Annotated in this window: 22 protein-coding genes; 14 read left to right on the top strand and 8 right to left on the bottom strand. The window is 59.4% G+C overall.

Translation table 11 applies throughout. The features are described 5' to 3' along the window. Positions 1–157 precede the first annotated feature (157 nt). From trxB to infA, 4 genes are all read left to right on the top strand, one after another. The gene (gene trxB / locus LVD12_RS01250; protein ID WP_237065042.1) at positions 158–1,108 is read left to right on the top strand and encodes a thioredoxin-disulfide reductase; all 951 of its coding nucleotides are present in this window, start codon (positions 158–160) and stop codon (positions 1,106–1,108) included. Between the two features lie 95 nt (positions 1,109–1,203). Beyond that, entirely contained in the window at positions 1,204–1,923 is a 720-nt protein-coding gene (gene aat, locus LVD12_RS01255) for a leucyl/phenylalanyl-tRNA--protein transferase (RefSeq protein ID WP_237065044.1), read from the top strand. Further along, complete coding sequence (locus LVD12_RS01260; protein ID WP_237065046.1) at positions 1,916–2,635, top strand: arginyltransferase; 720 nt, start codon at positions 1,916–1,918, stop codon at positions 2,633–2,635. The genes aat and LVD12_RS01260 overlap by 8 nt, the downstream gene beginning before the upstream one ends. Before the next feature lie 112 nt (positions 2,636–2,747). Then, the gene (gene infA / locus LVD12_RS01265) at positions 2,748–2,966 is read left to right on the top strand and encodes a translation initiation factor IF-1 (protein ID WP_067081888.1); all 219 of its coding nucleotides are present in this window, start codon (positions 2,748–2,750) and stop codon (positions 2,964–2,966) included. Positions 2,967–3,075: 109 nt separating this feature from the next. Here infA and clpA read toward each other — a convergent pair whose 3' ends face one another. Together clpA and clpS are read right to left on the bottom strand one after the other, a co-directional pair. Further along, positions 3,076–5,361 carry an ATP-dependent Clp protease ATP-binding subunit ClpA gene (gene clpA, locus LVD12_RS01270; RefSeq protein WP_237065048.1) on the bottom strand — a complete coding sequence of 762 codons (2,286 nt, stop codon included), beginning with the start codon at positions 5,359–5,361 and terminating at the stop codon, positions 3,076–3,078. A gap of 111 nt (positions 5,362–5,472) precedes the next feature. Next, entirely contained in the window at positions 5,473–5,784 is a 312-nt protein-coding gene (gene clpS, locus LVD12_RS01275) for an ATP-dependent Clp protease adapter ClpS (protein WP_305080499.1), read from the bottom strand. A gap of 364 nt (positions 5,785–6,148) precedes the next feature. On the opposite strand from clpS, the gene cspD reads away from it, so the two are divergent. Then, positions 6,149–6,436: a cold shock domain-containing protein CspD gene (gene cspD, locus LVD12_RS01280; protein WP_305080500.1), complete on the top strand. Its 288-nt coding sequence runs from the start codon at positions 6,149–6,151 to the stop codon at positions 6,434–6,436. 272 nt (positions 6,437–6,708) lie between these two features. On the opposite strand, the gene icd is transcribed toward cspD, so the two are convergent. Beyond that, positions 6,709–7,959, bottom strand: a complete 1,251-nt coding sequence (gene icd / locus LVD12_RS01285) for an NADP-dependent isocitrate dehydrogenase (protein WP_237065053.1) — start codon at positions 7,957–7,959, stop codon at positions 6,709–6,711. Positions 7,960–8,176: 217 nt separating this feature from the next. Between icd and LVD12_RS01290 the strand changes: the two genes are divergently transcribed. From LVD12_RS01290 to LVD12_RS01320, 7 genes are all read left to right on the top strand, one after another. Then, on the top strand, positions 8,177–8,773 hold the full coding sequence (locus LVD12_RS01290) for a pseudouridine synthase (RefSeq protein ID WP_237065055.1): 597 nt from the start codon (positions 8,177–8,179) through the stop codon (positions 8,771–8,773). A gap of 117 nt (positions 8,774–8,890) precedes the next feature. After that, positions 8,891–10,021 (top strand): tRNA 2-thiouridine(34) synthase MnmA, encoded by a 1,131-nt coding sequence (gene mnmA, locus LVD12_RS01295; protein WP_237065057.1) that lies wholly within the window; start codon positions 8,891–8,893, stop codon positions 10,019–10,021. Positions 10,022–10,061: 40 nt separating this feature from the next. Continuing rightward, the gene (hflD, locus tag LVD12_RS01300) at positions 10,062–10,697 is read left to right on the top strand and encodes a high frequency lysogenization protein HflD (protein WP_237065059.1); all 636 of its coding nucleotides are present in this window, start codon (positions 10,062–10,064) and stop codon (positions 10,695–10,697) included. A gap of 16 nt (positions 10,698–10,713) precedes the next feature. Continuing rightward, positions 10,714–12,087 (top strand): adenylosuccinate lyase, encoded by a 1,374-nt coding sequence (purB, locus tag LVD12_RS01305; RefSeq protein WP_237065061.1) that lies wholly within the window; start codon positions 10,714–10,716, stop codon positions 12,085–12,087. 184 nt (positions 12,088–12,271) lie between these two features. After that, entirely contained in the window at positions 12,272–13,429 is a 1,158-nt protein-coding gene (locus LVD12_RS01310; RefSeq protein ID WP_237065062.1) for a cupin domain-containing protein, read from the top strand. After that, on the top strand, positions 13,430–13,852 hold the full coding sequence (locus LVD12_RS01315) for a GNAT family N-acetyltransferase (protein ID WP_237065063.1): 423 nt from the start codon (positions 13,430–13,432) through the stop codon (positions 13,850–13,852). Continuing rightward, entirely contained in the window at positions 13,849–14,370 is a 522-nt protein-coding gene (locus tag LVD12_RS01320; RefSeq protein ID WP_237065064.1) for a DUF7931 domain-containing protein, read from the top strand. The genes LVD12_RS01315 and LVD12_RS01320 overlap by 4 nt, the downstream gene beginning before the upstream one ends. Positions 14,371–14,373: 3 nt before the next feature. On the opposite strand, the gene LVD12_RS01325 is transcribed toward LVD12_RS01320, so the two are convergent. After that, positions 14,374–16,551, bottom strand: a complete 2,178-nt coding sequence (locus tag LVD12_RS01325; RefSeq protein ID WP_237065065.1) for a malate synthase G — start codon at positions 16,549–16,551, stop codon at positions 14,374–14,376. Between the two features lie 357 nt (positions 16,552–16,908). Here LVD12_RS01325 and LVD12_RS01330 point away from each other — a divergent pair, with 357 nt between their 5' ends. Beyond that, entirely contained in the window at positions 16,909–18,027 is a 1,119-nt protein-coding gene (locus LVD12_RS01330; RefSeq protein ID WP_237065066.1) for a cyanophycinase, read from the top strand. Between the two features lie 117 nt (positions 18,028–18,144). Here the strand turns inward: LVD12_RS01330 and LVD12_RS01335 are convergent, their stop codons facing one another. Next, positions 18,145–19,080, bottom strand: a complete 936-nt coding sequence (locus tag LVD12_RS01335; RefSeq protein ID WP_237065067.1) for a LysR family transcriptional regulator — start codon at positions 19,078–19,080, stop codon at positions 18,145–18,147. Positions 19,081–19,190: 110 nt separating this feature from the next. Here LVD12_RS01335 and LVD12_RS01340 point away from each other — a divergent pair, with 110 nt between their 5' ends. Further along, positions 19,191–20,789, top strand: coding sequence for an isocitrate lyase (locus LVD12_RS01340; protein WP_237065068.1), 1,599 nt, complete (start codon positions 19,191–19,193; stop codon positions 20,787–20,789). 306 nt (positions 20,790–21,095) lie between these two features. Here the strand turns inward: LVD12_RS01340 and LVD12_RS01345 are convergent, their stop codons facing one another. From LVD12_RS01345 to rraA, 3 genes are all read right to left on the bottom strand, one after another. Continuing rightward, positions 21,096–23,303, bottom strand: coding sequence for an acetyl-CoA hydrolase/transferase C-terminal domain-containing protein (locus LVD12_RS01345; protein ID WP_237065069.1), 2,208 nt, complete (start codon positions 23,301–23,303; stop codon positions 21,096–21,098). Between the two features lie 20 nt (positions 23,304–23,323). Then, complete coding sequence (locus tag LVD12_RS01350) at positions 23,324–25,549, bottom strand: acyl-CoA dehydrogenase (protein ID WP_237065070.1); 2,226 nt, start codon at positions 25,547–25,549, stop codon at positions 23,324–23,326. 261 nt (positions 25,550–25,810) lie between these two features. Then, positions 25,811–26,287: a ribonuclease E activity regulator RraA gene (gene rraA / locus LVD12_RS01355; RefSeq protein WP_237065071.1), complete on the bottom strand. Its 477-nt coding sequence runs from the start codon at positions 26,285–26,287 to the stop codon at positions 25,811–25,813. Positions 26,288–26,325 lie beyond the last annotated feature (38 nt).

Consider the following 26,325-nt stretch of genomic DNA (forward strand, 5'->3'; position numbering starts at 1 on the left):
GCTGCAATCGGTGATATAGAGCCAAACTATTTCGCCCGCCCCCTCCAATCCCCTATGATACGCGCTGATCTGATAGTCCCCGTCTTGCCATCGTGCCCCGGGGCAGGTGCGCTCAAAGCGCATACACAGTGTTCACCAGTTTGTTGAAGAGTGTTTCATGAGCAATAACCACCACCGTCTCGTCATCCTGGGCTCAGGCCCCGCCGGCTACACTGCTGCGATCTACGCAGCGCGCGCGAATCTCAAGCCGGTCGTGATCACCGGCATGCAACAGGGTGGTCAGCTGACCACGACCACCGAGGTTGAGAACTGGCCGGGCGGTGTCGCGGATCTGCAGGGCCCGGATCTGATGGTGCAAATGCAGCAGCACGCCGAGCGCTTCGAGACGCAGATCATTTTCGACCACATCGATGCTGTAGATCTGAACCAGCGCCCTTTTGTACTCAAGGGGAATCAAACCTACACGTGTGATGCACTGATTATCGCCACGGGCGCCTCCGCGCAGTACCTGGGTCTGCCGTCCGAGGAAGCGTTCCAGGGCCGCGGTGTCAGTGCCTGCGCCACTTGTGACGGCTTCTTCTACCGCGACCAGAAAGTCGCCGTGGTCGGCGGTGGCAACACTGCGGTAGAGGAGGCGCTGTACCTTTCCAATATCGCCAGCGAAGTGACCCTGATCCATCGCCGCGACGAACTCCGCGCAGAGAAGATCCTGCAGGACCGCCTGATGGATAAAGTGGAGAACGGCAACATCAACGTCTGCTGGCATCACACACTCGATGAGGTGCTCGGCGATGACAATGGTGTGACCGGTGTGCGCCTGCGCAGCACCCAGGACGACAGCACCAGAGAGCTGGATGTTTCCGGTGTCTTCATTGCCATTGGCCACAAGCCAAACACCGATATCTTCAAGGATCAGCTGGAGATGAACGGCGGCTACATCATTGTGCAGAGTGGTCTTGACGGAAACGCCACCCAGACCTCGATCCCCGGGGTCTTTGCCGCCGGTGATGTGTCCGATCACATCTATCGTCAGGCGGTGACCTCCGCAGGTACCGGCTGTATGGCGGCCCTGGATGCCGAGCGTTATCTCGATTCCCTGTCCGACTGAGCCGACTGAAAAGCCGGTGCCCACAGCCACCCTCCGTGCGGGCGGTGGCTGTCCCCTGCCCCACCCGGTCCGGGTGACTGCTCCGGAGATGGATTTTGAGCAGTAATTCCGGCGGGCGGCTCACCCTGCTCGATGAGCAATGCATCGGCTTCCCGGACACGACGAACGCCTTGCAGGAGCCGAATGGCCTGCTGGCTGTTGGCGGGCGACTGACGCCCGAGTGGCTGCTGGCCGCTTATCGCCGCGGTATCTTTCCCTGGTTCTCCGAGGATCAGCCAATTCTCTGGTGGAGCCCGTCCCCCCGCTGTGTGGTTTTCCCCGCGCAGTACCAGATTGGCCGGAGCCTGCGCAAAGTCTTGCGCAAGGACCATTTTTTAGTGACTTTCGACCGAGCGTTCACGGACGTGGTCCGGGCTTGCCGCGCCCCGCGCTCCTATGCGGATGAGACCTGGATCACCGATGACATTGCTGAGGGTTATACCGCCCTGCACCGGCTCGGCCACGCCCACTCGGTGGAGGTCTGGCAGCGGCGCGAGCTAATTGGCGGCCTCTATGGGGTGGCCCTGGGCCGAATCTTCTTCGGTGAATCCATGTTTCACCGGGTTACCGATGCCTCAAAAGTGGCTTTTGCTCACCTGGTGAGGCAATTAGACTTGTGGGGCTGCCCGATGATTGACTGCCAGGTGAGCAATCCCCACCTGCTCAGTCTCGGTGCGGTGGAAGTGACCCGGGAGACTTTTGAGCAAGAATTGCGTGCCGGGGTCGACATGCCACCCTTTCCCCAGCCATGGAGCCTGACGTGGACCTATGAGTAAATACTCCCAGCTGGACTCAGTCCGCCTGCTGGCCACCCTGCCCCACCCCTGCGGCTACCTGCCCGACCAGGAGGCGACCACGGTGTTCGTGGATCCCCAGACGCCCATCGATCAGCGACTCTACAGCCGCCTGTCGGAGCTGGGCTTCCGCCGCAGTGGCGCCTACCTCTATCGTCCGCAATGCGCTACCTGTCGGGCCTGTGTGCCTGCGCGGGTGCCGGTGGGGCTGTTCGTGCCGAACCGGAGCCAGCGGCGCTGCTGGAAGCGAAACCGGGACCTGGATGTATTCCACGTAGACAATATCGATACCGACGAACATTACGAGCTCTATGCCCGGTATATCGAGCAGCGCCACAGCGATGGTGAAATGTATCCCCCGAGCCGCGACCAGTTCCGCAATTTCCTTACCCCGGCCTGGGGGAGTACGCGGTATATCGAATTCAGGGCCCGCGGCAGGCTGGTGGCCACAGCAGTAGCGGACGTCCTCACCGCAGGAGTGTCGGCAATCTATACTTTTTACGACCCCGACGAGACCCGCCGAAGTCTTGGTGGGTACTGCATTCTCTACCAGATTGAATGGGCCCGCAGACTCGGGCTGCCCAGCCTGTACCTCGGGTACTGGATCGAGGAGTGCCAGAAAATGGCCTACAAGCGCCAGTTCCAGCCCACCGAGCTGCTGCGGGACAACCGCTGGTCGTTGCGAAACCCCTAGGACTCCCGGGGCTTTGCCCTAGAGTGTCTTTTCGTGCAAAATGCACGCCCGTCGTACCGCGGCCGTGCCGGCGCGGAAGCATGAACTAAGCATTGGTAAAGGTTACTGCCGCATGGCAAAAGACGATTATATTGAAATGGAAGGCGAGGTTATCGACACCCTGCCAAACACCACGTTCCGTGTAAAACTGGAAAACGGCCACGTGGTTATCGCCCACATCTCTGGCAAGATGCGCAAGAACTATATCCGCATCCTGACCGGTGATAAGGTGAAGGTTGAGCTGACGCCCTATGATCTGACCAAGGGTCGCATCACCTACCGGGCCCGCTGACCGGCTTCTTCGCCGCCCCTGATTTCGCGGGGCTGTGGCGAATGCAAAGCAAAAAGAAGCCACCTCGAGGGTGGCTTCTTTCGTTTGGCCCGACTGATACTGGATGCTGTCAGGCGCTGGCCGTGACTGCCGTACGGATGACGAGATCGTCGTTCTCCACTGACACCTCGACTCGACCACCCTCCTCGGCGAGCTCGCCGAACAGCACCGCCTCCGCGAGCGGTTTGCGCAACCTGTCGCGAATCAGGCGCGCCATGGGTCGCGCGCCCATCTTTTCATCGTATCCGTGCACGGCAAGCCACTCCCGAGCCTCGTCGTCGACATCGAGGGTGACACGCGAGTCATCCAGCTGCGACTGGAGCTCGACGACGAACTTGTCGACCACCGTCTTCACCACATCCAGGCTCAGCGCGCCAAACTGGATGATGCTGTCCAGGCGGTTGCGGAACTCCGGAGTGAACATCTTCTTGATCTCCTCCATGCCGTCGGAGGAATGGTCCTGGCTGGTGAAGCCGATTGAGCGCCGGCTCATCAGCTCCGCTCCCGCATTGGTGGTCATGATCAGGATGACATTACGGAAATCCGCCTTACGGCCATTGTTATCTGTCAGCGTACCGTGATCCATCACCTGCAGCAGCAGGTTGAAGACCTCCGGGTGCGCCTTTTCGATCTCGTCGAGCAGCACGACGCTGTGCGGGTGCTTGGTGACCGCGTCAGTCAGCAGGCCGCCTTGGTCGAAGCCAACGTAACCGGGAGGAGCACCGATCAGCCTGGAGACGGTGTGACGCTCCATGTACTCGGACATGTCGAAGCGGATCAGTTCGATCCCCATGACTTTGGCAAGCTGGCGACAGAGCTCGGTCTTGCCGACACCGGTCGGGCCTGCAAAGAGGAAAGACCCGATGGGTTTTTCCTCGGATCCCAGCCCTGCCCGGCTCAATTTGATTGCAGTGCTGAGGGCGCCGATTGCGTTGTCCTGACCAAAAACCACCATCCGCAGGTTCTCTTCAAGCTTTGCCAGCTGCTCCTTGTCGGAGGCAGACACGCTCTTGGCGGGAATCCGGGCCATCTTCGCAATCACGGTTTCGATTTCGTGCACCCCGATTACATCATTCCGCTCCTCTGGCGGAAGCAGCGCCTGGTAGGCGCCGGCCTCATCGATCACATCGATGGCCTTGTCGGGCAGGAACCGCTCGGTAATGTGGCGGCTGGATAGCTGTGCTGCTGCCTCCAGGGCCGCATCGGTGTAACGCACCTTGTGGTGATCTTCAAAGCAGGTCTTGAGACCCTGCAGGATCAGTACGGTTTCTTCAATGCTCGGCTCGTTGACATCGATCTTCTGGAATCGCCGCGACAGGGCCCGATCCTTCTCGAAGATACCGCGGTACTCGCTGAATGTGGTCGAGCCAATGCAACGCAGCTGGCCGCTGGACAGCAGCGGCTTGAGCAGGTTGGAGGCATCCATCACGCCTCCGGATGCAGCGCCGGCACCAATGATGGTGTGAATCTCGTCAATAAAGAGGACAGCATGCTCGCGCTTCTTGAGCTCTGCGAGCAGTGCCTTGAAGCGCTTTTCAAAATCCCCGCGATACTTGGTGCCTGCCAGCAGGGAGCCCAGATCCAGGGAGTAGATGGTGCTCTGCTTGAGTGGCTCGGGCACATCCTCATCGACGATGCGGCGGGCAAGGCCCTCGGCAATCGCCGTCTTGCCCACACCGGATTCACCAACGAGCAGCGGGTTGTTCTTGCGGCGACGGGCCAGGACCTGGGTCACGCGCTCCACTTCCGGGGCCCGGCCTACCAGGGGGTCGATTCGGCCAAGGATGGCCTCCTGGTTGAGATTGGTGGCGTAACTCTCCAGCGGATCGGAGCCACCGGGTTCCGCTCCGGGGCCGATCTCCTCTTCGGTCTGCTCGGGAGAGGGTTCCGGATTGTGATGGTGATTGTTGCCGCTGGAGCCAACACGGGAAATGCCATGGGTGATGTAATTCACCACATCGATACGCGCGACACTCTGTTGCTTTAGGTAGTAAACCGCCTGGCTTTCCTGTTCACAAAAGATGGCGACCAGAACATTGGCTCCGGTCACTTCCTTCTTGCCCGAGGACTGGACATGGAATACCGCGCGCTGCAGCACACGCTGGAAACCCAGGGTCGGCTGGGTTTCCCGTTCGGTATCGGCTTCAGGTATCAGGGGGGTGGTGGAATCGACGAACTCGAGCAGCTCGCGCCTAAGGGCGCTGAGGTCTGCCCCGCAGGCGTGCAGGACATCTGCCGCGGATTCATTATCCAGAAGAGCCAGCAACAGGTGCTCCACGGTCATGAACTCGTGTCGCTTTGCTCGCGCACCCTTGAACGCCAGATTGAGCGTTACCTCTAAATCCTTGCTGAGCATCTGAACCTCAAACCGTATTCGCCAAAATCACCCGTCTGTTCCACTGGGCGCGCGCCGGATGACGGCGTCTTGAGTGTGCCTGATTCCCTTCAGGCGACGGGACCCTTGGAGTCAATCGTCCTCACTGTTGTCCGCTTCGATCTCACACAGCAAGGGGTGCTGGTGCTCTCTGGCGAATTGATTGACCTGCGCGGCCTTCGTTTCCGCTATATCTCGAGTATAGACACCACAGATGGCTTTTCCCTGCGTATGCACCTGCAACATTAGTTGAGTCGCGCGCTCGCGGGTCACACTGAAAAAGGTCTCCAGCGTTTCCACGACAAAATCCATCGGCGTGTAGTCGTCATTCAGCATGACAACCTTATACATGGGTGGCGGCTTGAGCTTGGGAGCCGCTTCCTCGAGGGCCAGGTCGCCGTCCATCTCATACGAGTAGGAGTCCTCATCGGATCCGCCTGAGTGTAGTTTAATGGCCAGAGTTATACCCATAGTGAAACTCAATCGAGAAATACCAAATTGCTGTAGTTGAGTCGCGTCGCACCGGGTTCCATGTCCTCGCAGGGACCGCTGCGCCGCGGGGCGCACATTGTAACCTCATTTGATCCCCAGCACAGGCTGGCGGCGCGTAGCTTGACATTCGTATGGCTCTTGGCTACAAGAGGAATGTAAGCATCCAGTCGGGTGTCCTCGTGGGCAGGAACGCAGTCGAGGAGCCTGAACCGATAACTATAAAAGCAGACTCTGTAAGGCGGCCTGCAGTCGCCCCGGCAATTAGAGGGAATTCGCCATGCCTACCGGTACCGTCAAGTGGTTCAATAATGCCAAGGGATATGGGTTCATCCTTGCCGACGAGGGGGGAGAAGATCTTTTTGCCCATTACTCGGCAATCCAGATGGAAGGTTACCGCACTCTGAAGGCTGGCCAGCAGGTCTCCTTCGATATCATCAAGGGCGACAAAGGTTATCACGCAGCCAACATCAGCGTCGGCACGTCGGAAGCCGGCCCCGAGGCAAGTGCCTCAGACTCGGATCAGGCGCAGACCCAGCGCGAACGCGAGGCAGAGGCGCTGGGTTAGCGGAATCAAGGGACACGGGTCTAAGAACCTGAAACCTGAGGCGCCTCCCCTCTCTGGCCCCATGAGCTCAGTGCTGATCCCTGCGCTGCAGGTCTCCAGCCACCAGCCTGCGTGGCGTTGCTGTCAGTAATGTGACTCAGGTCGGCCTCTCTGGTCAGCCCCGAATCCTCGCAACCAATCCTCGCAAGAGAGGAATCAGGCAAAAAAAGGCCCCGCATGTGCGGGGCCTTTTTTGTGACTGTGGAGAGGCTCGAGCCGCTCCACTGCCGTCATCATGCCATGTGCTTGATGACTTCTTCGCCAAACTCGGAGCAGGACTTCAGGTCTGCACCGTCCATCAGGCGCTCGAAGTCGTAGGTCACGGTCTTCGCGGCGATGGCGCCTTCCATGCCCTTGATTACCAGGTCCGCTGCTTCGTTCCAGCCCAGGTGGCGGAGCATCATTTCAGCAGACAGGATCAGGGAGCCCGGGTTGACCTTGTCCTGGCCCGCATACTTCGGCGCAGTGCCGTGGGTCGCTTCGAACAGGGCAACTTCGTCGGAGATGTTGGCACCCGGTGCGATACCGATACCACCAACCTGGGCCGCAAGCGCGTCAGACAGGTAGTCACCGTTCAGGTTCAGGGTGGCAATGACATCGTACTCGGCCGGACGCAGCAGTACCTGCTGCAGCATGGCGTCGGCGATGACGTCCTTGATCACGATTTCCTTGCCGGTATTCGGGTTCTTGAAGCTGTGCCAGGGGCCGCCGTCCAGCGGCTGCGCGCCAAACTCATCGCGGGCCAGCTCGTAGCCCCAGTCTGCAAAGGCGCCCTCGGTGAACTTCATGATGTTGCCTTTGTGTACCAGGGTCACGGAATCGCGGTCCTGATCCACAGCATACTGGATGGCCTTGCGCACCAGGCGTTTGGTGCCCTCCTCGGAAACCGGCTTCACGCCGATACCGCAGTTCTCCGGGAAGCGGATTTTCTTGACGCCCATCTCTTCCTGCAGGAACTTGATGACCTTGGTCGCTTCATCGGTGCCAGCCTTCCATTCGATGCCGGCATAGATGTCTTCGGAGTTTTCGCGGAAGATCACCATGTCAACCTTGTTCGGCTCCTTGACCGGAGACGGAACGCCGGTGAACCAGCGAACCGGGCGCTGGCACACGTACAGGTCCAGCTCCTGGCGCAGGGCGACGTTCAGGGAGCGGAAGCCACCGCCCACCGGAGTGGTCAGCGGGCCCTTGATGCCCACAGAGTATTCTTTCAGCGCTTCCAGGGTTTCGGCCGGGAACCAGTCGCCGGCGTAGGTCTCAGCGGCTTTCTCGCCACAGTAGACTTCCATCCAGGAGATGGCTTTTTCACCGCCGAAGGCCTTTTCGACTGCGGCATCGATCACCTTGCGCATTACGGGGGTGATATCCACGCCAATACCGTCACCTTCGATGAACGGTACGATGGGGCGGTTCGGAACGGTCAGCGAACCGTCGGAATTGACTGTGACTTTCTGGCCGTCTGCCGGCACCTGGATATGACCCATATTGCTTAAACTCCCAAAACTCTGTGACTTTTCAGGTCGCGTGTTGCTTACCCCTATCCCCCTGACCCAGCGGGACGGGATCGAAAAAACGGCCGGATTATAACAGCATCCACCTCATTTTGTAGTTGAATTACAATGCCCCGCTGCCGGGCAAGCCGCTAAATGCGGCCTGATGTGCGCAATTTATGCCAATTGATGTCACAAGCTGGAACAGTATTTGAGCAAGATCATCCTCCTCAACAAGCCCTATGGCGTGTTAAGCCAATTTACCGATGCCGGTGATCGCCCCACGCTTGCCGATTTCGTCGATGTGCCCGGGGTTTACCCTGCGGGGAGGCTGGACTTCGATTCGGAAGGGCTTCTTGTCCTCACCGATGACGGCCTTCTCCAGCAGCAGATCAGCCACCCCAGTCATAAGCTGCCCAAGACCTACTGGGTGCAGGTCGAAGGTGCCATCAGTGAAGAGGCCCTGGCCAGGTTACGCCGGGGAGTGCCCCTGAAAGACGGAGTGACAGCCCCTGCCAGGGCAGGACGGCTTGCCTCCCCGGCTGTCTGGCCGCGGAACCCACCAGTCCGCGAGCGCAGGAATATCCCCACCTCCTGGATCCAGCTGACCATCACCGAGGGACGCAACCGCCAGGTGCGGCGAATGACGGCTGCCGTGGGCTTCCCCACGCTGCGCCTGATTCGTGCGGCGATCGGGAATTGGCGACTCGGCACCCTGAAGCCCGGTGAGTTCTCGGTCTCTGAGGTCCACGTGCCGGCCCGCAAAGTGAGCCATGGCGGTACCGGGCGACGCCGCCATCGTCGCTAGCTAGGCTGAAAAGTGAAGTCTGCGGCCTCAGTGACCACGAAATTGGTGCAATGCCGCATTCACAGGTAAAATTGCGCCCCATTTTTATAGTTGTCCCGACCCCGATTGACTCCCTTTATGTCCGTAACCAGTGCACCCATCCAGAACAAGCGTGTCATCGTCGGTATGTCCGGCGGTGTAGACTCCTCGGTCGCCGCCCTGCTGTTGATGCAGCAGGGGTATCAGGTGGAGGGGCTGTTCATGAAGAACTGGGATGAGGATGACGGCACTGAATACTGCACAGCCAAAGCCGACCTGGCCGATGCCCAGGCGGTCTGCGAGCGGCTCGGCATAAAACTGCATACCGCCAACTTTGCCGCGGAATACTGGGACCACGTGTTCGAGTACTTTCTGGCGGAGTACAAGGCTGGCCGTACACCGAATCCGGACATCCTGTGTAACCGTGAGATCAAGTTCAAGGTGTTCCTGGAGTACGCGGAGATGCTCGGCGCTGACCTGATCGCTACCGGCCATTACGCGCGCCGCCGGGATATTGATGGCCGGACCTATCTATTGAAGGGCCTCGATAACAACAAGGACCAGAGCTATTTCCTGCACGCGGTCGGTGAGGCTGAGTTTGCCCGGTCCCTCTTCCCTCTCGGCGAGCTGGAAAAGCCGGAAGTGCGCGCCATCGCCGAGGAACACGGCTTCATCACCCACGACAAGAAAGACAGCACCGGCATCTGCTTTATCGGCGAGCGTCGGTTCAAGGACTTCCTCGAGCAGTACCTGCCGGCCCAGCCCGGCGACATCGAGACGCCCGAGGGCGAGGTCATGGGGCGCCATGCCGGATTGATGTACCACACCATCGGACAGCGCCAGGGCCTTGGTATCGGCGGGGTCAAGGGTGCGGGTGATGCACCCTGGTACGTGGCAGGCAAGGATCTGGAGCGCAACGTCCTGATCGTCGTACAGGGAGCCCACCACCCCCTGCTGTACGCAACCGGACTCGAAGCGAGCCAGACCCACTGGATCAACGGGCATGCCCCGGGGCAACAATTCCGGGCGCGGGCCAAGACCCGCTACCGGCAGCCCGACCAGGATTGTGAGGTTGCTGTAACTGCCGATGGCAGCCTGTCAGTGCATTTCGACCAGCCACAGCGCGCCATCACCCCTGGGCAGTCCCTGGTCCTTTACGATGGCGAAGTGTGCCTGGGCGGTGCGGTGATCGAGCGGGCCACCGGTATCGGCGTCGAAGTGGAACGCTGATAAGTAACGCAATCAACTGCTGAAAGATTAAGGAGCGAACTTGAGCAAGTGGCGGGAGCAGGCCTTGGCGCTGGCGGGCGTTTTCCAGTCTGCCGTTCTGGTCGAGCGGCTGGCGAAAACCGGCACCGCACCCCAGGAGGAGTTGGAAACGGCTGTTTACAGCCTCTTTCAGCTGAACCCTGAGCGGACCGAAGACGTTTTCGGTGGGGCCGATAAGGTACTGCCGGGGCTGAAAGTGGCCCGCCAACTGCTCAGGACACGCAGGCACCCGGAGTATACCGACTGTCTGCGCTATGTATTGTCGGTCCTGTACCTGCAGCGACAGCTGAGCAAGAAAAATGACCTGCTCGCAATCATTGGCTCCAGGCTGGAAAAGGCCAAAGTGCAGGCGGAACATTTCTCATCCACGCACGAGAATGTCTTCTCTAATCTCGCCAGCATCTACAGCGACACCCTCAGCACTTTCCGTTTCCGGATTCAGGTGCTTGGGGACTTCAATTACTTGCAGCAGCAGCGGATCGCCAATCAGATCCGCACCATGCTCTTTGCCGGTGTGCGGGCCGCCACTCTCTGGCGCCAGCTGGGCGGCAGCCGCCTGCACCTGATCTTCCAGCGCAAGAAATTACTGGCCGCGACTGAGGACCTCATCGCGCAACTAGAATCATCCAATACCTGATTTTCGGAGAACATCCATGACAGTCGAGTTATCCGCACTGACCGCGGTTTCCCCCATCGATGGGCGTTACGAGAGCAAAACAGCTCCGCTGCGCGAAATCTTCAGCGAGTACGGTCTGATCCGGGCGCGTGTCGAGGTGGAAGTCCGCTGGCTGCAGAAGCTCTCCAAACACCCGGAAATCAACGAGGTTCCCGCTTTCGAAGATGAAGCCAACCGGTTGCTCGACGATATCGTCGCCAAGTTTTCGGTCGAGGATGCCGCGCGTATCAAGGAAATCGAGCGCACCACCAACCACGACGTAAAGGCGGTCGAGTATTTCCTCAAGGAAAAGGTGAGCACGAACGCGCAACTGTCTGCGGTCAACGAGTTCATCCACTTTGCCTGCACATCCGAGGACATCAACAACCTGTCCCACGCCCTGATGTTGCGGGCTGGCCGGGATCAGGTACTGCTGCCGGCAATGAACCAGATCATCAATGAGATCGCTGAGCTGGCACGCAAGTTCTCGGATGTTCCGATGCTCTCACGCACCCATGGCCAGACAGCCAGCCCGACCACAGTGGGCAAAGAGTTGGCCAACGTAGTCGCTCGCCTGCGTCGCCAGGTCAAGCAGATCCATGATGTGGAGCTGCTCGGCAAGATCAATGGCGCGGTCGGCAACTACAACGCCCACCTTTCCGCTTATCCGGAAGTGGACTGGGCAGCGAACGCCGAGGAATTTGTCACTTCCCTGGGCCTGACCTGGAACCCCTACACGACCCAGATCGAGCCACACGACTATATCGCCGAACTGTTCGATGCCATCGCCCGCTTCAACACCATCCTGATCGACTTCGATCGGGATATCTGGGGTTACATCTCCCTTGGGTACTTCAAGCAGAAAGTGGTGGCCGGCGAAGTGGGCTCGTCCACCATGCCACACAAAGTGAACCCGATTGACTTTGAGAACTCCGAGGGCAATCTGGGCCTAGCCAACGCCGTGTTCCAGCACCTCGCCGCGAAGCTGCCGGTTTCCCGCTGGCAGCGCGACCTCACCGACTCCACCGTGCTGCGCAACATGGGCGTCGGTGCCGGTTATGCCGTGATCGCGTATGCGGCAACCCTCAAGGGCCTGGGCAAGCTGGAGATCAACCGCGCACGTCTGGCCGAGGATCTGGACAACGCCTGGGAGGTGTTGGCCGAGCCCATCCAGACAGTGATGCGCCGCTACAACATCGAGGAACCCTACGAGAAGCTGAAGGCACTGACTCGGGGACAGGGTATCACCCAGGAGACACTCAAGGTCTTTATTGAAGGCCTCGACATCCCTGCAGAGGCCAAAAACGCCCTGCATCAGCTGACTCCTGCGTCCTACGTCGGCAACGCCGAGGAGCAGGCCAAGCGCATCTGATCTCGTTATACGGCGGCGCCCAAGAGGGCGTCGCCACTGTTTTCCCGGTATTTCCCCGCGGCCCGGCCAGTGCTTTACTGCCTTTTTATGCTGCCCGCGAACGTTGCCCGCCGCCCGGGCGCCGGACCCGAATCGGGCCAGCCAGTCCGCAACGAACCCACACAGCGACCCCGGTATTTCACTGATGACGGATACACCACTTACCCACCTGGGCGATATGCCGGTCGAGGAATTCCTCAGGGAATACTGGCAACAGAAACCCCTGCTGATTCGCAATGCTTTTCCCGGCTTTGTCTCCCCCCTCTCCGGAGAGGAGCTGGCGGGCATGGCACTGGAGGAGGCGGTGGAGTCCCGGATTGTGCTCGAACAGGGCGCGGAGGGCCCCTGGGAGCTTCGGCAGGGGCCCTTTTCCGAAGAGGACTTCCTCGCCCTGCCCCGCAGTCACTGGACACTGCTGGTGCAGGCGGTGGACCAGTGGGTCTCGGAGATCGCCGATCTCAAGCGTCTTTTCCGCTTCCTGCCAGAGTGGCGCCTGGATGATGTGATGATCAGCTATGCGTCCGACAAGGGAAGCGTCGGCCCCCATTTCGATTACTACGATGTCTTCCTGCTTCAGGCAGAGGGGAAACGACTCTGGCAGCAGGGCCGAAAGGCCGATGACGCCACGCCACGTCTCGAAGGCACAGCGCTGAATATCCTGCAGGAATTCGAACCGGAAAACAGCTGGTTGCTGGAGCCGGGTGACATGCTCTATCTGCCCCCCCAGTACAGTCACTGGGGTATTGCCGAGGGAGCCTGCACCACGATTTCCATCGGTTTCAGGGCGCCGTCTGCCAGGCACATACTGGAAGACCTGGCAGCGGAGCTGGCATTACAGTTGCCGGATCACCTGCGCTACAGCGATGCTGGAATGAAACAGACCGGCAACCCGGACGAGATCGATCCCGCAGCTGTCCAGCGCCTGCAGGCACAGCTTCGTGAATGGATTGAGCAGCCCCGGCAGATTGCGCAGTGGCTGGGCGCGGTCATGACGGAGGCAAAATACCCCGATACCGTAGCGCTGGATGCCGGTGACGCAGCAGACTGGCGGGAGCAGCTATCAGGTGGGGCTACACTGGTGCTCAACCCTGCGTCCCGCTGTGCTTTCTCGCGGGATCCCGTCACACTGTTCGTCGATGGCGAGGCAATGGCGACAAGCGAGGAATTTGCCGTCCACTTTTGCTCTGCACGGGTGATCACGGCACAGGCGGTGGATGACCACCCGGAAATAGCCACAGAGGGCGGGCTGATTGATACCCTGGTGGCCCAGGGAACCCTGATCTACCCTCCGGAGGATTTCTAGATGGACAACTCAGAGATTCGGGTGGCGGACTGGGATCGTGACCTCGAGCAAATCCGCTTGGTGCGGGAAACCGTTTTCATCCGCGAGCAGAGGGTGGATCCAGCTATCGAGTGGGACGATCAGGAGGCCGCCGCCACGCATTTTCTTGCCTTCCTGGAGGGCGAGCCGGTAGCGACGGGTCGCCTGACCCAGACGGGGAAAATCGGCCGCATGGCCGTGCTGCCCCGGTATCGCAAGCAGGGCCTTGGCTCCCGCCTTCTCGAAATCATCTGCGAGCATGCGCGGGCAACCGGGCTGCAGCACGTTTTCCTCCATGCCCAGTGCCACGCCCGGCATTTCTATGCCAATGCGGGCTTCCGGGCGGTTGGTGGAGAGTTTGAGGAGGCGGGGATTCCCCACATCAAAATGGAGAGGGAGCTTTGACTGACTTCGAGACAGGCAAAGATTGGGACGCCTCTGAACCCCGGGAGCGGTTTCCACTGGCGGATGTCGAGGCGTTCCAGCAGGCGCTGATTGATCTGTGCCAGCGCGCAAAGCGGGAAGTCAGCATTTTTTCCAATCACCTGGAGCGCTCCCTCTTTCACGAGGAAGCGGTGGTGGAGGCCCTTTCCGCATTTGCGAGGCGGAGCCGTTACGCGAGGATTCGTATCCTGATCCGTGACAGCGACCCCATCTCGCAGCGCCACCACCGGCTGCTGCCCCTCATCCAGCGCCTGACCTCCCGCATCGAGCTGAAAAAACTGCAGCCAACCGTGGATACGCCCGACACCGAATTTGTCGTCGGTGACGGGTGCATTTCATTGTTGAAGGAGGATCGCGACCAGTGGCTGGGTGTCTACTGTCCGGCTGACCGCGTTCGCGCCCAGAAGCTGTTGGCCCTGTTCGAGCAGGACTGGCCCCTTGCAGTGCAGGAACCCGGCCTGCGTCGGCTGCTGGTCTGAGCTTCAGGCTCCCTGCTTCGCCTTGAATTCGCGCCGGCGTCGGTGGAGTACCGGCTCCGTATAGCCATTGGGCTGGACCGCCCCCTCGAAGACCAGTTCACAGGCCGCCTGGAACGCGACACTGTCGTCAAAATCCGGTGCCATATTCCGGTAGGCAGGATCCCCGGCGTTCTGCCGGTCCACGACAGCTGCCATGCGTTGCATGGTTTCCATCACCTGGTCGCGGGAAACGACCTCGTGCTGCAGCCAGTTGGCCATATGCTGAGAGGAGATACGCAGGGTGGCGCGATCCTCCATCAGGCCCACATCGTTGATATCCGGCACTTTTGAGCAGCCCACCCCCTGCTCTACCCAGCGTACGACATAGCCGAGAATCCCCTGTGCATTGTTATCCAGCTCCCGCTGGATCTCCTCTGCACTCCAATTGGGGGACTCTGCGACAGGCAGTGTGAGCAGGTCATCGAGTTTTGCCCTGCTGCTGCCCTTCAGTTCCTCCTGGCGTTCGGCAACGTTGACCCTGTGGTAGTGGAGCGCGTGCAGGGTGGCGGCAGTGGGCGAAGGCACCCATGCGGTGTTGGCGCCAGCCATCGGGTGCCCGATCTTCGCCTCCATCATGTCTGCCATACGGTCAGGCATGGGCCACATGCCCTTGCCGATCTGGGCACACCCCTTGAGCCCGGCGGCGAGCCCCACATCGACATTCCAGTCCTCGTAGGCACCGATCCACCGGGATTGCTTCATTTCCCCTTTGCGGATCATCGGGCCCGCGAGCATCGAGGTGTGAATTTCATCGCCTGTGCGATCGAGGAAGCCGGTGTTGATAAACACCACCCGCTCCCTGGCCGCTTCGATGCAGCCTTTGAGGTTTACCGTCGTGCGCCTCTCCTCATCCATGATGCCCATTTTCAGCGTGTTACGCTCCATGCCCAGGGCATCTTCGATTCGTGAGAACAGGGTGTTGGCGAAGGCCACCTCTTCGGGGCCATGCATCTTCGGTTTGACGATGTAGACACTGCCCCTGCGAGAGTTGCTGATCGCTCCCTCGCTACGCAGGTCGTGCAGCGCGATCAGGCTGGTGATCATGCCATCGAGGATACCCTCGGGTACTTCGTTACCGTCGGCATCGAGGATTGCCTCGTTGGTCATCAGGTGCCCGACGTTGCGTACGAACATGAGGCTGCGCCCCGGCAGGGTCAGGGACTCACCATCGCGGCCGACGTAAGTCCGATCGGGGTTGAGCTTCCGCACCACCGACTTGCCGCCTTTTTCCAGGGTTTCCTGCAGGTCCCCTTTCATCAGGCCCAGCCAGTTACGGTAGACCACAACCTTGTCCTCGGCATCGACAGCAGCCACGGAATCCTCACAGTCCATGATGGTGGTCAGTGCCGCCTCCATCAGGATGTCCTTGATACCTGCCTTGTCCGTCTTGCCGATGGGGCTTTCGCGATCGATCTGGATTTCGAAGCGCAAGCCGTTGTTCTGCAGAAGAATTGCTCCCGGGTTACAGTTATCGCCGCGGAAACCCAGGAACTGGCCCCGTTGTTTCAGTGTGGCAATCTTGCCGCTGCTAAGCTGCACTTCCACCAGGTGGCCATTGATCCGGTATTCCACCGCGTCGCTATGACTGCCCTTGGTCAGCGGCGCCGCCTGGTCGAGGAAATCACGTGCAAAGGCAATGACGCGGGCACCGCGGGTCGGATTGTAGCCGGTGCCTTTTTCCCCTCCATCCTGCTCACTGATCACATCTGTACCATAGAGGGCGTCATAAAGGCTGCCCCAGCGCGCGTTCGCCGCATTCAATGCATAGCGGGCATTCATCACCGGCACGACCAGCTGTGGGCCAGCCATCGTCGCGACCTCCTCGTCGACATTTTCCGTCGACACGGTGAAGTCTGCAGGCTCCGGAGCGAGATAGCCGATCTCACTGAGGAAGGATTTGTAGCGGTCGAGGTCCCGGTAGGCTCCGGGATTTTCACGATGCCACTGGTCGATCTGGGTCTGGATCTGATCGCGCTTTTCCAGCAGATGGCGATTGATGGGGCCGAGGTCAGTGATGATCTGTTCCAGTTGTGACCAGAAATGTTCAGAGCTGATGTCGGTTCCAGGGATGATTTCCTCGTTCACCAGATCACGCAGTACCTTCGCTACCTGCAGTTTTCCGATTTTGACTCGCTCCGTCATATCCTGGCCTCTCGGTGATTGGGGTGATCAGATCTTGGGTTGCCGCATTGTAAACAGCCTCATCCTCATAACACCAATTTATAGCCGGAATTTCCATCATTTGTCGCGCAAATATTGACGAAAACCGACAGTAACTGGTGCGCAAAATTCGGCCCGGACCTCAGCCTGCCGCAATATCCACTGTTATCCCCACATCAAGCGATCTCGCCTAAACGCTGTGCTAGCTTCGCTCGCAGGTCCTGCTGTCGTACCAAGGTGGTGGCTATAGCAATGGGTTTGTCGGGGCCTCGGGTATGCGGGACTGCCATCGCACCCGATGGGATACCGCTCAATCAATTCGAATAAAAGGACAACCCAATGAAAACGACTTATCGCCGACTGACAACAGCTTTGCTGACCGCACTGCTGGCCAGCAGTGCCCTTGCCAAGCCGCCCCAAGGCGTCGGGGGTGGCAACGGAGGTGGAAATGGTGGCGGTGGCAATGGCGGAGGCGGTTACGACTACTACCTGGCCTGCGGCACCGCCGACAACAGCGCGAGCCTGTCCCAGGCCACACTCCTGATTGGAGGTGCAGAAGCAAACGCACAGGGCGAACAGGCGGCTACTGAGTGGCTTATCAGCCACGCCCAGGGAGGTGACTACCTGGTGTTGCGCTCCGGCGGCACCGGCGGCCAGGCCGACTGGATGTGCGGTACATTCGGCTCCCAGCTGGGTTCCGCGGCGGAACTATCCATCGACGACCGCGCTGCGGCCAGTGACCCGGCTGTCGCCGGTTATATCGAGAGTGCCGAGATCATTTTCATTGCCGGCGGCGATCAAAATGAATATGAGGACTTCTGGAAAAACACCGCAGTGGAAGACGCACTGAACGCCCACATGAATGTGAAGCGTGCGCCGATCGCGGGCACCAGCGCAGGACTGGCCATACTCGGTCAATCCTATTATGCGCCGGCTAATCTGGGCGTGTTGTCCCGGGAAATCCTCGATAATCCCTATCACTCGAATACGCAGGATATCAACCACGGTGACTTTCTGTTGCATCCGCAGCTATCTGGCCTGATTACCGACAGCCATCTGGATCGCGTAACCGGCAAGGGGAGAGCTGCAGAAACCCGTCACGGTCGAACCTTTGGTTTCCTGGCCCGCACCGCACAGGATCAGGTCAGCCTGACAGTCCGTGCAATCGGTCTGGAGGAAGGCACGTTTCTCGCGATCCCTGCCAGCGGGGTTGCTACGGTCTATGGAGAGGGTTCCGCATTTTTCATGCAGCCCAACAGCCTGCCGGAGCAGATCACCGAAGGTTCGCCCCTTGTCTGGAGCAACAGCGGTAAAGCGGTATCTGTCTACCGGATCCAGGGTGACAGTAATGGCCACGGGAGCTTTGACCTGAATAACTGGAGCGGTTCGGGTGGAAGCAGCAGCGATTGGTATACCACGTCAGGTTACGATGGTTTCAACTGCCAGAGCGGTTGCTGACTTTTTGCCGTGAGTTGATTGGCTCCGGGCGCCGAAGAGTGCCTGGGGCCAAATCCCACTAGCGAGCAGAAGCGCTGTCGCAGCCCCTGCCTAAACCATTGCCTACCACGCCAGCGCTTACAACTGGCGCCCGATATCCAGGATCAGCCGGCGCAACCAGCGGTGGGGCGCGCTCTGCTGGAGTAGCGGGCTCCAGGCCATTTTCAGCTCAAGCGGCGGAATCTCAAGAGGGGGGTTGCGCCGCACGATACGGGCATTCCCCTCTGCCAGCTGGGCCAGCCGCGTTGGTACTGTCACGATCAGGTCGCTCTGCTCCGCCAGCAGCATGGCTACCTGGTAATGCCGGGTGAAGACGGAAATATCCCGCTTTTCCCCAAGCCGGCCGATGGCTTCATCGACCCAGCCGAGTCGCTGCACATCCTCCGGGTTTACCCCCACGCCGACGCCCATCCCGGTCTTGCTGACCCAGATGTGCTGGGCGCGCAGATAGCTGGCCAGGCTGTAATCGTCCAGGATCGGGTTGTCGGCGCGCATGACGCAGGAAAAGCTGTCGCGCCACACGGTAGCCTGATGGAAGCTCTGGGGCATGCTGTCAAAGCGGTTGATCACCATATCCACCTTGCCCTGCTCGACATCCACGAAACTCACATCACTGGGCGTCATGATGTCGAGGCTGATTCCAGGGGCCTGTTCACGGAGCTGCTTCAGTAGTGGCGGAATCAGGGTGGATTCCGCGTAGTCGCTGGCCATGATCCGGAAGGTGCGACGGGTATCAGCCGGTTTGAAATCCCGGTTTGGCTGGATCACACGATCGATAGATGCCAGCGCCTCCCGGACCATCGGCTGTAGCTCCAGCGCCCGCTCGGTGGGCATCATTCCCTCGCGGGTCCGCACCAGCAGTGGATCATCGAACAGTTCCCGCAGGCGTTTGAGGCCGTTGCTCATGGCGGGCTGGGACAGTCCGAGGTAGTTCGCGGCCCTTGTCACATTCCGCTCTCGCAGCAGGACATCCAGATACACGAGAAGGTTGAGGTCGGCTCTTTCCAGATTCATATGTTATTCGTCTGACTGATAGTGAAAATAATGGCAATAAATTAGCCAAATTATGCCACCAGCACTAGGATACTCAACAAATAAATGCAGTCACCTGGAGGAGAGAGTCCATGTCCACTTACGCCCAAGAAATCGAAAAAGCCGCTGAGCTGTGTAAAGCCAATGGCAGCTCCTGGGATGCGATCAACCCGGAGTCCGTGGCCCGCATGCGCCTGCAGAACAAATTCAAGAACGGTCTCGACATCGCCCGCTATACCGCTGACATCATGCGCAAAGACATGGCGGCCTATGACGAGGACACCAGCAAGTACACCCAGTCCCTGGGTTGCTGGCATGGTTTTATCGGCCAGCAGAAGATGATTTCCATCAAGAAGCATTTCGAGGGCAAGACTGATCGACGCTACCTGTACCTGTCCGGCTGGATGGTGGCCGCCCTGCGCAGTGAATTCGGCCCCCTGCCCGACCAGTCAATGCATGAGAAGACCGCGGTCTCTGGCCTGATCGAAGAACTTTACACCTTCCTCCGCCAGGCCGACGCCCGTGAACTGGGCGGCCTGTTCCGGGAGCTGGATGCAGCCCGTGAGGCCGGTGACAAGAGTGCGGAAAAGGCGGTGATCGACAAGATCGATAACCATGTAACCCACATTGTGCCCATCATCGCGGATATTGATGCGGGTTTCGGCAACGCTGAGGCCACCTACCTGCTGGCCAAGAGAATGATTGAGGCCGGTGCCTGCTGTATCCAGATTGAAAACCAGGTCTCTGATGAGAAGCAGTGCGGCCACCAGGACGGTAAAGTCACCGTTCCCCACGAGGACTTCCTGGCCAAGATCCGTGCCGTTCGCTACGCCTTCCTCGAGCTTGGGGTCAACAATGGGGTTATCGTTGCCCGAACCGACTCCCTGGGTGCTGGCCTGACCAAGCAGATCGCGGTGACTAAAGAGCCGGGCGACCTTGGTGACCAGTACAACTCCTTCCTGGACTGCGAGGAAGTAGCACCGGGTGATCTGGCCAACGGCGATGTGATTCTCAATCGTGACGGCAAGCTGCTGCGCCCGAAGCGCCTGGCCTCCAACCTGTTCCAGTTCCGCAAGGGCACCGGTGAGGCTCGCTGCGTCCTCGACAGTGTTACCTCCCTGCAGAATGGTGCCGACCTGATCTGGATCGAGACCGAGAAGCCCCATGTCGGCCAGATTGGCGGCATGATGGACGAGATCCGCAAGCAGGTGCCGAACGCCAAGCTGGTCTACAACAACAGCCCGTCATTCAACTGGACGCTGAACTTCCGTCAGCAGGTGTTCGACGCCTGGAAGGAAGAAGGCAAGGACGTGTCTGCTTACGACCGCGACGACCTGATGAGTGCAGAGTACGACGATTCCGAGCTGTCGAAAGCTGCAGATGCGAAGATCCGTACCTTCCAGCAGGATGCTTCCCGTGAAGCCGGTATTTTCCACCACCTCATTACCCTGCCGACCTACCACACCGCGGCCCTGTCCACCGACAACCTGGCCAAAGAGTACTTCGGTGAGAAAGGTATGCTGGGCTACGTGGAAGGGGTACAGCGCAAGGAAATCCGCCAGGGTATCGCCTGCGTGAAGCATCAGAACATGGCTGGTTCCGACATGGGTGACGACCACAAGGAGTACTTCGCCGGTGAGGCCGCACTCAAAGCGGCTGGCAAGGACAACACCATGAACCAGTTCGGTTGATCCTCTTCAGATCAGACCTTTCGGGAAGGCGGCTCATGCCGCCTTCTTTTTTCTCGAGTTGGGATGAAGTGACAGCCAAGACCGGAGCATTGCCTGTTTCGGATCGGGGGAATAATCGGATTGCCAAAAATTTCACCCTGCTGACGATGATTTCACGCACTTTGGGGGCCGCAGACGCGGCCCCATTTTTTTTGATTCACTCGCCAGACAGGGACGTCGCGCGGCCTTCAGGGATACAAAAAACATCGGGGAAAGCCCTTTAAATACTGAAAACCCGGGGTCGCCCGGGGATCTTCCGCAACGGCTTTATTCTCCCCGTAACGGACGGTTCAAATCGACAAACTCCTTCAGCGCACCTGCGACGGCGTAAGCTTCCAATCGATGCTCAAAAGTATCGGTCTCTTCGAAGGCCATGCGTTCGAGACAACGGTGGATATGTACTGTGCTGTCGGAATGTTCCCGGTGCGCGGCGCGGCCGGCGAGGATCAGCGGCAACATCTTCCACCACTTGCGGCTGCTCACTTTCAGCTGCTTGAGTGCGATTGCCAGCAGCGCTTCCTCATCGGTGAAGTCCGTTCCCAGGGGGTAATACGGAAGAAGTGAGAGCCGGTCCGAATCATTGAATGCCGCTCGCAGCCTGTCGGGGGTATTAGCAGTGAATTCCAGTGGAATGTCATAGTCTTTCTCAACCTTTCCCGCCGACTTGGCTTTTTCCAGTAGCTCAGACTGAAAGCGGGAATCGCAGATAGCGAGCATCGAGACCATGACATCCCGGTCCGTCTTACCGCGCAGATCCGCAACGCCGTACTCAGTGACCACAATGTCCCGCAGGTGCCGGGGAATCGTGGTATGGGAAAACTCCCAGACGATATTGCTTTTGGTTTCACCGCCACTGATACGGGTACTCGGTACCGCGATAATGGAGCGACCGTCCGCAAGTTCGTGGGCCTGGGCGACAAAGTTGTACTGGCCCCCAACGCCACTCACCACCTGACTGTCCGCCAGTCCGTCGGAAACGACAGCCCCGTTCAGGGTGACCATCATGGCCGAGTTCACAAACCGCGCCTCACGTCGCTGTGATACTTTGAGGGAGCGCTGATCCTGCAGGTCGTTGATGTAATCGATAGCCGTCATGTTGATGCCGGCCAGTTCCTCCGGGGCCATCTCACGCAACTGCTGGTACATCATGGCAGGCCCCAGATAGAAGCCACCGTGCAGCCAGACGCCGCCACGCAGCTTCTGGCCGGCGCAGCTTCCCAGCAGACGCTGCCGCCCCAGCTCACTGTGCAGGTCGAACTCCTCTTCATCCCCGTCCGGGCTGAGGAGACGGTGCCCCCGCCAGCTGTAGCTGGGGTCCACGACCCCGAGCCGCTGCAGAAAGTCCGTGTCTTCCGGTGTCAGCGGGCTGCTGATGCGGCCGGCCTGCTGCAGCGCCAGCAAAGTCTTTTCCGTGACCGTCGTGGTAATGACCTCGTCGTCAATCAACTGCTGCAGCGTTGCATCCGGATAGACTGCCCGGGAAAGGATACCCAGTCGTCGAAGATGCAGAAAACCGGGGGGCACCATTTCGCTGGCGCCATAAAGCCCGCGTTCGAACGGCTCCTCCTCTAATGGCAATCGGTGCCGGAACTGGAGGGTGTCTGTGCATGTCAGATCCCGCAGTATCTCCCGATAGGCGGTATTGTCCCTCTGCCGCAGACCCAGCACATGGCAGATGGCATCGCCCAGCGCGCCAATGCCGACCTGGAGAGTGCCTCCATCCCTGATCAGGCCGGCAATATGGAAGGCCAGACCGTACTCTACAAAACCCACGGGGGGCGAGGGGGCGGCGAACAATGGCGTATCAAAGGCATCGCCTTCCAGCAGGAAATCAAACTTCCCTGCCTCCAGCTCGGAATCACCGGGCATGTAGGGCAACTGGGGATTGCACTCCCCTACCAATACGATGTCGTGATCGTCCAGCTCTCCTGCCATGCGCAGAACCGGCAAGGTGAGATCCGGGTTGCTACTGAGGCTGAATCGGTCACCGGTCGGAGCGGGTGAGACCATCTGCGCAAGCACATTGATACCGCGGTCGAGCAGGTCTCGGGGCACGTGCGTATAATTGGCACTCATATAATCCTGCTGCACGGCCGGATTATTGAGGAATGCGCCGGTCAGGAGAAAAAACTCACAGACCTGGATGTTGGTCGGCAACATCCGCTTGCGCCTTGCAGGCGTGTAGGCGAGATCGATCGTTTCACTGTAGACACGATCCAGCAGCGGCTGAATGAATCTTCGCTCAATCTCACTGCTCCCGCTGGGACGCTCCAGTGTCAGGGCAGTGAATATCGTCAGGGAGATGGATGGGTCGGCGGCCGCACGCGCATAGAGAGCGTTAACAAAGTGGTTTGCCTTGCCGATACCCAGCGGCACTCCCAGCACGATATTTTTGCCGACCGCTTCTAACACGGCCTCCACACAGGCTTCAGCGGTGTCAAATCGCTGGGGCTGTGTGCTACTGCCCTCTTCCATCGATGACGTCCCTCCCGGGGTCAGGCGGACTGCTGGCCAAGGTCGTCGAAGTGATCCACCTGGATAGCCTTGTACACAGCATCGGCAACCTCGCGGAGTTTCTCCGCCTCTTCCTCACTGATGAGGTTGCGCTCGAGGCCCTCCTTGATGGTGTCGTGGTTGAGCATGCGGATACCGCCCTTCTTCAGCTTGTCACGGGCTTCCTCGTTGGCGCAGACCTTCTGGAATGCCTGCTCTACGATGTCGACACCATCACCTGGGTTGCCCAGGAATACTCCCCTGGTGAGACGGTCCCGGGTCTCAGAAGGCACCATCAGGAGCTCCGCACACACTCGGGCCTGCCGGTCTGATGCAGTGTGGATGCTGTGCCCCCAGGGCATGGTGAGGAAGTGCATCAGGTGTCCAAGGAAACGACGGGGGAAATTCTGGTAGACCTCCAGCAGGCTCTGCTCGATTTTGTGGAGCCCGGCGCGCATGGCGAATTCCAGTAGCGGCCGATCCTCCTTTGGCGAGCCATCATCCTTGAAACGTTTCAGGGTACAACTGAGCAAATAAAGCTGGCTCAGAACATCACCGAGTCGCGCGGAGATCAACTCCTTGCGTTTCAGTTCACCGCCGAGAGACATGAGGGAGATCTCTGTCGCCAGGGTCAGGATTGCAGAATAGCGGTTCAGCTGGCGATAGTACTTGGCCGCATACCCTACCCCCTTGGGGCTGCTGGCGAAGATGCCCACGGTCCAACCGTGGAAAATTCCCCGCAACAGGGTCTTGACCTGGAACAGGATGTGCTTGGGCAGCAGCTTGTCCAGCTCGGTGACTCCGGCCTCGGTATCCGGATTCTCGGCGGCCAGCATCTCGTCCAGCAGGTAGGGGTGGCAGCGAATCGCCCCCTGCCCGAAGATCATCAGGCTGCGGGTGAGGATATTGGCACCCTCCACGGTGATTGCCACGGGAACGGCACGGTAGACGTTGCCCACATAGTTCAGCGGACCATCCATGATGGCCTTGCCGGCATGGATGTCCATGGCGTCATTGATGGCATCACGAAGGCCGTAAGTGGCATGGGCCTTCATGATCGCCGAGACCACCGCGGGCTTGCGCCCCTTGTCGAGGGCGCGGGTGGTGGTTTTATGGGCACTGTCGAGTACGTAGGCAATGCCGGCAATTTCTGCCAGGCGGCGCTGGACCCCCTCGAATTTTCCGATGGGAATGCTGAACTGCTCCCGGACCCGCGCATAGGCCCCTGTCATACGGGCCGCCATTTTTGCGCCGCCGGTGGAAAGCGAAGGCAGTGAAATACCCCGGCCTGCCGCGAGGGCGCTCATGAGCATGTGCCAGCCCCGACCGACGTTTTCCTGTCCTCCGATGATCCACTCCATCGGGATAAAGACGTCTTTGCCCCAGTTGGGACCATTCTGGAAAGCCTGCATGGCCGGCAGGTGGCGCTGCCCGATGGTTACTCCTTCGGTGTCCGTGGGCACCAGCGCGACGGTGAACCCGAGCTCTTCCTGATCACCGAGAATGTGATCGGGGTCGTAAAGCTTGAAGGCGAGCCCGAGGATGGTGGCCACGGGACCAAGGGTGATATAGCGCTTGTGCCAATTCACCCGCATACCCAAAGTCTTCTCGCCTTTATAGTCTCCGTAGCAGACCACACCGGTATCGGTCATCGAGGCGGCATCGGAACCGGCCTCGACTCCGGTCAGGCCGAAACAGGGGATCTCGCGACCGTCGGCCAGGCGTGGCAGGTAATAATCCTTTTGTTCGTCGGTGCCGTGGGCCATCAGCAATTCCCCGGGCCCGAGTGAGTTGGGCACCATCACTGTCACACCGACGCTGGTACTGCGTGTCGAAATCTTGGTGACGATATCGGCATGGGCAGTGGGGGAAAAACCAAGCCCGCCATACTCCTTGGGAATAATGATGCCGAAGAAGCGCTCCTTCTTTAGGAAATCCCAGACCTTCTCCGGGATACAGCGTTTTTCAAAGCTGATCTCCCAGTCATCGATCATCTCGCACAGCTTCTCGACGGGACCGTCGATGAACGCCTGCTCCTCCTCAGTGAGCTGCGGTGGGCCCATATTCAGCAACTGATCCCAGTCCGGCTTGCCCGACAGCAGTTGTGCATCCCACCAGACCTCACCGGCCTCCATCGCCTCCCTCTCGGTTTCGGAAATGGGGGGCAAAACCTTTTTGATCAGATTTAACAGGGGGCGGGTCAACCACTTCTTGCGCAGGTCGCTCATGTTCAGAGATCCTGATGTTGCGTAAATTTGATCCGGTTCAGGAATGGCTACGTGCCGAGATGCCATTCAGCTCACATGATAGGCGAGAAGGATGGTCTATGGTCGTCGCGCTGGTCACAGCCTGAGGGGATTGGCGCAATATTCGACTTCGTCGTCAGGAGTGCCGGCAGAGCAGTCCAGACTGGTGCCCCACGGCGACTTCCCGCAGCCTGTGTGGGCCAAATATTTCAGGTGATGGCGACGGGAAACCTGGAAAAGATCTTAAAGAAGAGACTCTTGAGCCACGATCACGCCATTATTGTCGGCATAAACGTAAGCGCCAGGGGCAAACGTGACACCGCCGAAGCTAACCGGGATATCCCGCTCGCCAACGCCCTTCTTATCGGTCTTCATCGGATGGCTGCCGAGTGCCTGTACGCCGATGTCCAGCCCTGCAATCTCGTCGACGTCACGGATACAGCCGTACATGATGATTCCTTCCCAGCCATTCGAACTGGCTATTTCAGCGAGCATGTCGCCAAGGCAGGCCCGCCGCATCGAACCACCGGCATCGACTATTAGCACACGCCCGTTTCCGGTCTCTGCAACCAGCTCCCGGACAAGCGAGTTGTCCTCGAAGCATTTAATGGTGGAAATTTTCCCTCCAAAAGATTCCCGCCCACCGAAATTGATCATCATGGGTTCAAGCACTTGCACTTTGCTGGCATGGGCGTCACAGAGGTCGGGGGTGCTGATCATTGCTGCTCCTTGGATAGATGCTGGCGATACAGTCGATG

It is taken from the genome of Microbulbifer guangxiensis, from assembly GCF_021729075.1.
Classification (GTDB): domain Bacteria; phylum Pseudomonadota; class Gammaproteobacteria; order Pseudomonadales; family Cellvibrionaceae; genus Microbulbifer; species Microbulbifer guangxiensis.